Origin of the sequence: Mesorhizobium sp. M2A.F.Ca.ET.042.01.1.1, from assembly GCF_003997405.1 — a bacterium.
GTDB lineage: Bacteria > Pseudomonadota > Alphaproteobacteria > Rhizobiales > Rhizobiaceae > Mesorhizobium.
In genome coordinates this window covers 53579-62484 of sequence record NZ_RZRX01000007.1, presented here as the reverse complement: position 1 = coordinate 62484, position 8906 = coordinate 53579, and the positions used below count along the sequence as shown (strand labels likewise).

The following is an 8906-nucleotide window of genomic DNA, read 5'->3' as shown; positions in this document are numbered from 1 at the left end:
CCCATATTGCGGTCCTCGGCCTGCTGCTGTCCGCCGCCGCGGCGCTGATCGTCGCGGTTCTTGTGGCTCTGCTGGCCGGCCTTGACGTGCTGTTCGTGGGTTCCGCCTTGATTGGGCATATCCAATTCTCCGTTGGTTCGGATTGTTCTTCAGGGTTGAATCAAGGACGCGTTCGACATCCTTGAGTAGGGGGAACAAGCGCCGGCAACCGATGTTCCGCCCGAAATATTTCGTGACTCCGCCCGACTGAAGTCCGACCCGGCAAGCGCATTGGACTGGCTTGTGCAACCAATGGGCTTTCTGCGAATTGGTGACCGGCCGACGAGAAAACCCCTTCATCGCCGACCGTACTGGTGCCCGCCGATCGCCCCCCGCGCAAGTCGGCGGGCACCAATGTCCACGAACAAGAAGGCCGCGAAGCCGGCCCCGGAGCGAGACGACGTTTTGACCTATATCTCTGCAAAGCCCAACCGGCAGGCTGTCGAAACCCCGCCTGCCAACGACAACCAACCTGCCGCGCCTTTCGATCTTTCATTCCTCGACGACATCAATGATGAGGCTGAGATAGCCGACATCGCCAGGCGCGCGGAGCGTCTGGGCCATGCCGCGCTTATCGCAATGGCGATCGGCTTGGCGGCCGCGCCGTTGCTTTACCTGATGCTTGCGTGAGCCGTCCCGTCGGGCGCCTGGCGGGCCGGCGCCAACGCCCGCAGGGCTATCTTCCGGAGAAGAATGCGTCGAGCGTGGCTGCCGTTTCGATCGGCGACTCCTCCGGAAAGAAATGACCGCCGGGCAAGGCGCCGCCGCTGACGTCGTCGGCCCAGTTCCGCCACAGCGCCTCCGGGCCGCCTTGGTCAACGTACCACTCGGCCAGCGCTCCATGTTCGCTCCATAGCGCCAGCAGCGGGCAGGCGATGTGCCGGCCGGTCTTCCTGTCGGCATGGTCATGCGCGCGGTCGAGGGACGCCGCCGCGCGATATTCTTCGCAAATGGCATGGATGTGCGCCGGGTCGCGCAGCGCGTCGACATAGAGTTGCCGCACCCCGGGCGGGAACGCGTCGGGCGACGATCCCCAGCCGGAAAGCGCATTGTCGACGATGGCATCGGCGGCGGCCGCGAGCATCGTCTCCGGCAGCGGCTCGGGTTGCGCCAGCAACGACCACGGCCAGTAGCCGAGGGCCAGTCTTGCGTCGGCGCGGTCCCACGCATCGGCGGTGGGGATGATGTCGAGCACAGCGAGCCTCTCGCCGCGATCCGGATGGTCGAGCGCCAGCCGGTAGGCGACACGCCCGCCGCGATCGTGACCGGCGACCATGAAGCGCCGGAAACCCAATTTCTCCATCAGCGCCACCATGTCGGCGGCCATGGCGCGCTTGGCATAGGGCGCATGATCGGCGGCCGATGGCGGGCAAGAGCTTCGCCCATAGCCGCGCAAATCGGCGCAGACGACCGTGAAATCCCGCGCCAGGATTGGCGCGACCTCGCGCCACATCGCATGCGTCTGCGGAAAGCCGTGCAGCAGAAGCAGGCCGGGGCCGGCGCCGCCGCGGCGGGCGAAGATCCTGGCCTCACCCGCGTCGATCTCACGGCTGTCGAAATCGTCGAACATGCTTGCCTCCGGTGTCTGGACCGGCGCCGGCCGCGTCAGGTCCAGGCCGAATCCAGCGTCAGCGACGCTTCGAAGATCTGGTCACGCTTTTCGTCGAGCACCTTGACCGTGATGGTCAGATGCCTGCCGCCCGGCATCTCGTCGCGGGCGACGTCATGCAGGATGCGCAGTGCCTCCATGCCGGCACGCTCGCGGTTGGCGAAGAGCTGTCCCTCGGTATCTTCCTGGCTGTGCTCGGTGTTGTAAAGGTCGAAATAGAAGCGTTGCATCGGTACGTCGGTCCCAATCCGACGGTCAATTCGCGGGCGCGATCATGGTTCCAAACATCTGATCCAGAGGGAGAATCGGCCACCTTAAGGCGCGGAATCCTCGCAACCAGCGTCGGCCTACGGCGTTAGCAGTGGCGAATGGAGGCAGCCGGATGCTGGAATCACTCTATCTCAATCTCGGCCAGCACGACGCGCTCTCGGACGAAGAGAAAGCGTTGCTCACATCGACCCTGTCGATCGAGAAATATTTCGGCGTGGGAGAGGATATCGTTGTCGAAGGAAGCAGGCCGACCTACAGCACCCTGATCATCGACGGGCTGGCCGCCCGCTACAAGGTTCTGGAGGACGGGGGTCGCCAGTTCACCTCGCTGCAGGTCGCGGGCGATTTCGTGGACCTGCATGCATTCCTGCTCAAGACGATGGATCACGGCATCATCGCGCTATCACCCTGTCATGTGGCGGCGGCCGAGCACAGCAAGCTCAAGACGATCACCGAGCAGGCGCCGCATCTCACCCGATTGCTCTGGCTGGACACGCTGGTCGATGGTGCCATCCACCGCGAATGGATCGTGGCCATGGGGCGCCGCTCAAAGCTGTCCCATCTCGCGCATCTGATATGCGAGCTGTTCGTCAGGCTTCAGGTGGTGAAGAAGACGCGCGACATGAGCTTCCACCTGCCGCTGTCGCAGGCCCAGCTCGCCGACGTGCTGGGCCTGTCCGTCGTCCATATGAACAGGGTGATCGGAACGCTGCGACGCATGAACGTCATCAGCTGGACCAACCATATGATCACGATCCTCGACTGGGAGCGGCTGGTCACGATCGCCGAATTCGATCCGACCTATCTCAGCATGTCGCGCGAGCCGCGATAGAGCGGCCAGGATGGAGCGGCCTTCTAGCTTGGCGGAACCTTGGACCGTGACCACAACTCGTCCAGCATGGTGAGCGCGGCGCTCGGCGCGGCCTCCTTCAGCAGCCCCTGCTGCGCGGCGGCCTTCTTGAAGGCGGCAAAGGCGATGGCCGGCCGGCAGGTGCCGGCGATCGCATCGTCCACCAGCCGCGCCGCCTTGAGATAGTCCGGCGCTTCCTTGTTCTTCCATGTCCCGGCGAGCGCCTTCTTGGCCTCGGCCACCGTGGTGACCACCATCGTGCCGCCGCTGACGAAGCGGATGGTGAGGGGGAGGAAACGGCTCATCGGGTCCTCACCATCCGAGCCATTCACGCGTGCGCCAGGCAAGGCCGGCAAAGGGCGCCACGGTGATCATGGCGGCGGCGAGGATGAGAAGAGGGCTATTGATAGGCAAGGATTTCATGGTGCACCACAAGATTGAGGATGGGCCTAAACGAGGATGTCGCCGGTCGGTTGCATCCGGCCGGCCAGTCGGCGAGACAAGCGCGAGGTTACATGTTGCTCGCGGGCCGGATCGGCGGCGCCGGCCGGTGCGGCGGCCGCGGACGCGGCCTCAGCGGCACATCAGCGAGCGAAGCGCGGATCACCCTCACGGGGGGTGGCGGCGTGGCGCCGCGCCGGCGCCGCAAAGCGGCCGACAGGCTGCCGATGAAAGTTCGAACGTCCATGGGACTCCTCCTCGAGAGTCCCCCCAATGGCCCAGGGTTAGCACCCTGGACCGGTCAGCCGCATTTAACTTTGATGTATCCGCGGGCTTCTCGACGGGCGACGAACCGGGGCCAACCTTTTGCGCCGACATGCGTTGTCTCCCGAAAGGAGACCATCATGCCAACCAGCAGCCGAACGAAATCAGACGCAGCCCAGAAATCAGACGCAGCCCAGAAATCGGTCACCGGGCAGAAGCCGGACGCCGCAAAGACCGCGCGCAGGCAGCGCAGCGTCCAGCGCCAGGTCGATGCCACCGATCGCAGCAAGCCGAAGCCGAAAGCTTCGGGCGCCATGCAGGCCGGCGCGCGCAGGTACCCCGTGCCGCCTTTCCCGAAGCAGCATCATCCCAAGCCCGGCGAGGAATGGGCGATCGACCCGGCGCCGCTCTATGACGCGCCGTTCTGGCAAGGATCAGGCAAGCTCAAGGACAAGGTCGCGCTCGTCACCGGCGGCGACTCCGGCATCGGCCGCGCGGTGGCCGTGCTGTTCGCGCGCGAAGGCGCCGATGTCGCCATCGTCTATCTCAGCGAGGACCGCGACGCCAAGGCGACGAAGCAGGCGGTCGAGGCCGAGGGCAGGCGCTGCATCACCCTGCGCGGCGACGTCGCCAAACGCGCCTTCTGCCGCAAGGCGGTGGTCGAGACCGTCAAGGCCTTCGGCAGGCTCGACGTGCTCGTCAACAACGCGGCCTTCCAGGTTCATTCGGCCGACTTCGCCGATCTCACAGAAAAGCATTTCGACACCACGCTGAAGACCAATCTCTACGGCTATTTCCACATGGCGCAGGAAGCCGTGCCGCAAATGAAACCAGGCTCGGCGATCATCAACACCGGTTCCGTCACCGGTATCGAAGGCTCGAAGGAGTTGGTCGACTATTCGATGACCAAGGGCGGCATCCACGCCTTCACGCGCGCGCTCTCCGGCAACCTGATCGCCAAGGGCATCCGCGTCAACGCGGTGGCGCCCGGTCCGGTCTGGACGCCGCTCAACCCGTCGGAAAAGCAGGCGGAGGATGTTTCGCAGTTCGGCGCCAAGACGCCGATGAAGCGGCCCGCCCAGCCGGAGGAGATCGCGCCGGCCTATGTGTTCCTGGCCTCGCCGCAATGCTCCAGCTACATCACCGGCGAGATCCTGCCGATCATTGGGGGCTACTGACCACCAGGAGGATCCCATGAAAAAAGCGCTTCTCATCGCGGCCTTCGCGCTGATGCCGGCACTGCCGGTGGCGGCGCAGACGGCCGAGCCGGATCAGCAGACGCAGAACTGCCAGGCCAAGCCGGACGCCAACGACCAGCAGCAGAAACAGAAGCAAGAGGCCGATACGGATGAGCTGTCGAAACAGCTCGGCAATTGCGGCGGCGTGCTGAAGCCGCCGCCGACCGGCGACAAGAACGCGACGACCCCGCCGCCGACCGGCAGCGAGATGCCGGTGATCAAGCCGGGCGAGGTGCCGCCGCAGACTGGGCAGTGAGGCCCGCCCCTTGAACGATAAGGATCAGTGCTTGCGCTTCTCGCTCTCGGCCGGCTTGAGGACCGGCGAGGCGTGCGCCTCGCGGATCATCTGCAGGGCCTCGTCGCGGGTGAGGCCGCATTTGCGGGCAAAATAGGTGGCTTCGTGGATCTCGGCGCGCGAGGCCTCCGCAACGCCGGAAGAGGTCGGTTTGTTTTTCTTCTTGGCCATCGGCTCACCGCGCCATGAATCACTTAGTCAGCTAAATATAGATGCAATGCCTGCTGTTGCAAATCGCCGATTGCGCCCGGGCCGGTTTGATTGGTTTCTGCGGAAAAAGCCCCTTGGAATATTCCGGCTATGTCGCTGTTCACTCTGACCAGGAGGAACGGCCATGACGGGCGAGAGGACCAAACGCGACTTTCGATACCGCGACCGCGTGTCGGCGGGCGAGGAAGCATGAGGTGCGCTACTGCGCGAAGCACTATCGGGTCCACTCCTGAGCAGGTTCGCAGAGCTGATCAGCGAACACGGCAACGACCGCAAGACCCTCGGGCGTCAGCGAGGAAGCTGCGGGATTGACAGACATTCCCGGTCGGAACCGGCTTGGGCAGGACAGGTCCGGCAAACGTTGCCGGCGACCAACCGTGATCGCTCGCCCAATCATATGTTAGGGCGTCACCCCGCCGAAGGTGTAAGTTCGAGCAGTCGCCGCACAGAGCAAAGGCAAGCGCGCGCCGGAAGAGCCCATCACGCTTTCGCCCAACCTATCAAGGGAAGTGCAGCTTCGATGAGCGACGGACGAGGCGGCCATTATGCCGCGAAGGGTGAGTATCTCGATCACCGTCTGGAATGCCCGCACTGCGGAACGATCCGGTTGAACATCCCCAGGAACGCCCAATCCTCAACGCCGATCCATTGCGCCGAGTGCGGGGCATATCTTGGCACGTGGGACGAAATCCAGACCGACTTCGAGCGACAGGGAGGCACCGACGGCGTGTTTCGCCTGGCAAGCGGCCGCATCAGGCGGCTCGCATAAGCAGGGTCGGCTCCCGGTCAATGCCTGTCTTTCAAAAAGCGGGCTTCGCGGACGAGGGACGTCCAGTCAAAGCCGATCATATGGATTAGCTCCCTCGCTTGCGCCTCGGTTATACCCACTTCCTTGGCCAGCTTCCCGGCCAGCAGTCGGCTATCGACTTTTTCGTCGTGCCCGTCGTTCTGCATGCGCACTCTCCATCGCTCTACAAGTAAAGCGCAAAGCCAGGAGAGGTTTCGTTAGGCCGAGCTCGAAACGGTTTGGTAAGAGCAAAAAGCCCGGAGAAGCGCGACGCAAAAAAGCCCGCTGGCATGAGCCAGCGGGAGAAGGTGGCTTGAGCTCGGCCCCGCCAGGGGCGAACGCCGACATGATGCTCATGTGGCACCGGCCGGGCATCCACATTTGTTAACCGTCGAGATCGTTTTCGCGCAATGGACCGCAACATGGCCGATCCATCGGTTGCTTCGAATACACGGTCGCAATGATCGACGCGCACCATCCATAGTTCGCCAACAAAGCAGCGGAGTGTCTCATAGATTCAGAACGGAGGTGGTCCGCGTCTGCGGGGCCGATCAAAAACGCTCGAACCGCTGCTCCACCTTGCGGGCGAACTTTTCCCGTTCCTCGTGGGAGATGCTTTCCACCGAGTATTTCGGCAGATAGAGGTGCTTCTCCGTGCGTCCGCACATGGATTTCAAGCCGCGCAAAAGCACCTTCCTGCCGGGGTCCTGCATGTAGAGCCTGGTGTACCACCATGGCGAGCCGAAGGTGGTGACGACGCCCATCCGGCGGATGTTCATAAGCGCCGGCTTGATCGTGCCGCCATCCGTCGGCAGGTCGAAGGCGACGCCCGGCCGCCACACGCGGTCGAAATATCCCTTGAGCACAGCAGGCATGCCCGACCACCAGGTCGGGAAACAGAACACGCAAGCCTCGGCCCATTGCAACGCGTCGATATAGACCTGCAGTTCCGCAGGTGCTGGCGATGCACCGGCGTGCCCCTTCAACTCCTCGACCTGCATCACGGGATCGAATTTCATGGCATAAAGATCCAAGTCGACGACCTCGTCGCCCCTGGCCTTGAGGACCCCCAAGACTCGCCTGTGAAGCGAGGCCACGTAGCTGTCCTGCGCCGGATGCGCGTAGACGACATTGACCTTCATCGCTTGCCCCCACGCGCCTCTGATCCCGCTTCAAGGCTAGTCGAACGCCGTTGCTTTGCCTAGGCTTCGACGCGAGAGCGGAGCGCCGCGAGCTCAGGGCGGCGAGAGCTTCGCCAGAACCTCCACGAGGACCCACTCCGATGTGGGCTTCCCGACATTGGGTACCGTCCCCAGGACGGCCCCGCCGAAGAGTTCCGGCTTGTCATAAGCACTCGCCACCGCGAAAGGCACGCCGCGGCTGCGCAAGGCCTCGGCTACGGGCGTGACGAGATGGTCGCCTAAATTCACGTCGAGCAAGGCCACCGCCGGCAGTTCGTCTTCCAGCAGGCGGAGCGCCTGTGCGACTCTGGGGACCGGTCCCAGGACCCGCCATCCCAGGCGCTCGAGCATGACCTTAAGATCCATCGCGATGATGAATTCATCTTCGACGATCAGGATGGTCTTTTGCACCGGCCATCAATCTGGGCGAGCGGCCCTTTCGAGGGGGACGACGATCTCTGCTTCGAAACCTTCGGTTCGATAATTCTGTTCCACCTTGCCACCGAGATTGTATGCGATGGCGAATTGAATGAGCTGGGTTCCGTACCCAGTCGAGGTGGGCTTGCGTACAGGCGGGCCGCCGCTCTCGCGCCAGGACAGGCGCAGCAATGGATGATCGCCTTGCTCGACCTCCCATCGAATTCGAACCGTCCCGGCCGGAGCTGACAAAGCGCCATACTTGAGGGCGTTGGTTGCCAGTTCGTGCAGCAGAAGGCTTAGCGACATTATCTCCTTCGACGCCAGGGTCACCGACGGGCCGGGCTCGATGATGATCGTCTCGGGAGCGGTTTGGAAGGGTTTCGTCGCGCGCGCCGCCAGGGCTTCGAGACCATCTTCACCATGATCGCTGAATGCCAGGTCATTTGCATCCACAACGGCTTGCAGCCGGCCGAGGAACGCGGTGCGATATTCCTCTGCCGAAATGCCTTCCGTCCTCGTTTGGTTGGCCAGCGCCCGCACCAGCCCGAGCAGGTTCTTGAGCCGGTGGCGCAATTCTCCAAAGACCGCTTCGAACTCCGCTTCTTTCCGGCTTCTGTCCGTAATGTCGACGATCGACAGCAACATGAGGTGGCTGACATTGTCCGGATTGAACACGGTGCGCGCTGTAAGCAGCATGACTTTCTTCCCGATATGCGGGAAATCATGCTCCACTTTGTAGTCGATCACCGCCGAGCTTTTCGGGATCACCTCTCCAAGGAGATGTCGCAGCTCGGGAATATCCCATTGACCGTTGCCGAGGTCGTACAGATGCTGTCCGATCGTGTCGTAACGCTCGACCGCGAATGTTCTGAAGAAGGCGCGGTTGGCGCTCTGGACGGTCAGGGCTGAGTCCAGCACCAGCATGGGATCGGAAACAGTGTCGACAATGCCTTGGGCCTGCACGTGACCTGTCCGCAGGATCCGGTAGAGGTCTTCCAAGTCCATTGCCGAAATACCCGTTGGGCCGACAGGCTATAAGCTTGCCGCCGATCTTACAACTGCGCTTCCCCAAAGCGAAGATCGCGCAACGCGCTTTATGGCATCGGCGCTGGGCCGCATTGCTCGAGCCTCCGGCCTTCAGGTGTTCCCGGAACCATAGCGGCCGCGCCGGGTTGTGATTGGCGGGCCGCGTCAGCCGGACCTGGTGGCAAAGAGAACAGGGCTGGTTTCTCCGGCTTCTCGCCCTGGCCAACGAAAAGGCAGTCGAGCTCTTGTCCCACCCGGCCCGCTCAACAAAGGGCT

15 protein-coding genes are annotated in these 8906 nt (G+C 63.2%); 6 read left to right on the top strand and 9 right to left on the bottom strand.

Annotated elements, in window-relative coordinates; genetic code table 11:
• On the top strand, positions 1-185 hold a 185-nt coding region (locus EOA23_RS36035), incomplete at its 5' end, for a hypothetical protein (RefSeq protein WP_210212465.1).
• A 208-nt stretch (positions 186-393) separates the two neighbouring features.
• Complete coding sequence (locus EOA23_RS02460; protein ID WP_126061417.1) at positions 394-669, top strand: hypothetical protein; 276 nt, start codon at positions 394-396, stop codon at positions 667-669.
• Between the two features lie 46 nt (positions 670-715).
• Here the strand turns inward: EOA23_RS02460 and EOA23_RS02455 are convergent, their stop codons facing one another.
• Complete coding sequence (locus EOA23_RS02455; protein WP_127302774.1) at positions 716-1609, bottom strand: alpha/beta fold hydrolase; 894 nt, start codon at positions 1607-1609, stop codon at positions 716-718.
• A gap of 35 nt (positions 1610-1644) precedes the next feature.
• Complete coding sequence (locus EOA23_RS02450; RefSeq protein ID WP_042642798.1) at positions 1645-1878, bottom strand: hypothetical protein; 234 nt, start codon at positions 1876-1878, stop codon at positions 1645-1647.
• Between the two features lie 152 nt (positions 1879-2030).
• Between EOA23_RS02450 and EOA23_RS02445 the strand changes: the two genes are divergently transcribed.
• Positions 2031-2750 (top strand): Crp/Fnr family transcriptional regulator, encoded by a 720-nt coding sequence (locus EOA23_RS02445; RefSeq protein ID WP_126061415.1) that lies wholly within the window; start codon positions 2031-2033, stop codon positions 2748-2750.
• 23 nt (positions 2751-2773) lie between these two features.
• Here EOA23_RS02445 and EOA23_RS02440 read toward each other — a convergent pair whose 3' ends face one another.
• Both EOA23_RS02440 and EOA23_RS35535 read right to left on the bottom strand, forming a co-directional pair.
• Positions 2774-3073 carry a DUF982 domain-containing protein gene (locus EOA23_RS02440; RefSeq protein ID WP_127302773.1) on the bottom strand — a complete coding sequence of 100 codons (300 nt, stop codon included), beginning with the start codon at positions 3071-3073 and terminating at the stop codon, positions 2774-2776.
• 206 nt (positions 3074-3279) lie between these two features.
• The gene (locus tag EOA23_RS35535; RefSeq protein ID WP_189341476.1) at positions 3280-3456 is read right to left on the bottom strand and encodes a hypothetical protein; all 177 of its coding nucleotides are present in this window, start codon (positions 3454-3456) and stop codon (positions 3280-3282) included.
• Between the two features lie 157 nt (positions 3457-3613).
• Here EOA23_RS35535 and EOA23_RS02435 point away from each other — a divergent pair, with 157 nt between their 5' ends.
• On the top strand, positions 3614-4651 hold the full coding sequence (locus tag EOA23_RS02435; RefSeq protein ID WP_127302772.1) for an SDR family oxidoreductase: 1038 nt from the start codon (positions 3614-3616) through the stop codon (positions 4649-4651).
• A gap of 16 nt (positions 4652-4667) precedes the next feature.
• The gene (locus EOA23_RS02430; protein ID WP_127302771.1) at positions 4668-4967 is read left to right on the top strand and encodes a hypothetical protein; all 300 of its coding nucleotides are present in this window, start codon (positions 4668-4670) and stop codon (positions 4965-4967) included.
• A 24-nt stretch (positions 4968-4991) separates the two neighbouring features.
• On the opposite strand, the gene EOA23_RS02425 is transcribed toward EOA23_RS02430, so the two are convergent.
• Positions 4992-5177, bottom strand: a complete 186-nt coding sequence (locus EOA23_RS02425; protein WP_127302770.1) for a hypothetical protein — start codon at positions 5175-5177, stop codon at positions 4992-4994.
• Positions 5178-5736: 559 nt separating this feature from the next.
• Here EOA23_RS02425 and EOA23_RS02420 point away from each other — a divergent pair.
• A complete protein-coding gene (locus EOA23_RS02420) occupies positions 5737-5985 on the top strand; it encodes a hypothetical protein (protein ID WP_126061411.1) in 249 nt (82 codons plus the stop codon).
• Between the two features lie 17 nt (positions 5986-6002).
• Here the strand turns inward: EOA23_RS02420 and EOA23_RS35530 are convergent, their stop codons facing one another.
• The 4 genes from EOA23_RS35530 to EOA23_RS02405 all read right to left on the bottom strand — a co-directional run bounded on the left by EOA23_RS35530 (position 6003) and on the right by EOA23_RS02405 (position 8609).
• Complete coding sequence (locus EOA23_RS35530; protein WP_189341475.1) at positions 6003-6170, bottom strand: hypothetical protein; 168 nt, start codon at positions 6168-6170, stop codon at positions 6003-6005.
• A 384-nt stretch (positions 6171-6554) separates the two neighbouring features.
• Positions 6555-7145, bottom strand: coding sequence for an NAD(P)H-dependent oxidoreductase (locus tag EOA23_RS02415; RefSeq protein ID WP_127302769.1), 591 nt, complete (start codon positions 7143-7145; stop codon positions 6555-6557).
• A gap of 93 nt (positions 7146-7238) precedes the next feature.
• Positions 7239-7595 (bottom strand): response regulator, encoded by a 357-nt coding sequence (locus tag EOA23_RS02410; RefSeq protein ID WP_127302768.1) that lies wholly within the window; start codon positions 7593-7595, stop codon positions 7239-7241.
• Positions 7596-7601: 6 nt separating this feature from the next.
• Positions 7602-8609, bottom strand: a complete 1008-nt coding sequence (locus tag EOA23_RS02405) for a PAS domain-containing sensor histidine kinase (protein ID WP_127302767.1) — start codon at positions 8607-8609, stop codon at positions 7602-7604.
• Between the last annotated feature and the right edge of the window lie 297 nt (positions 8610-8906).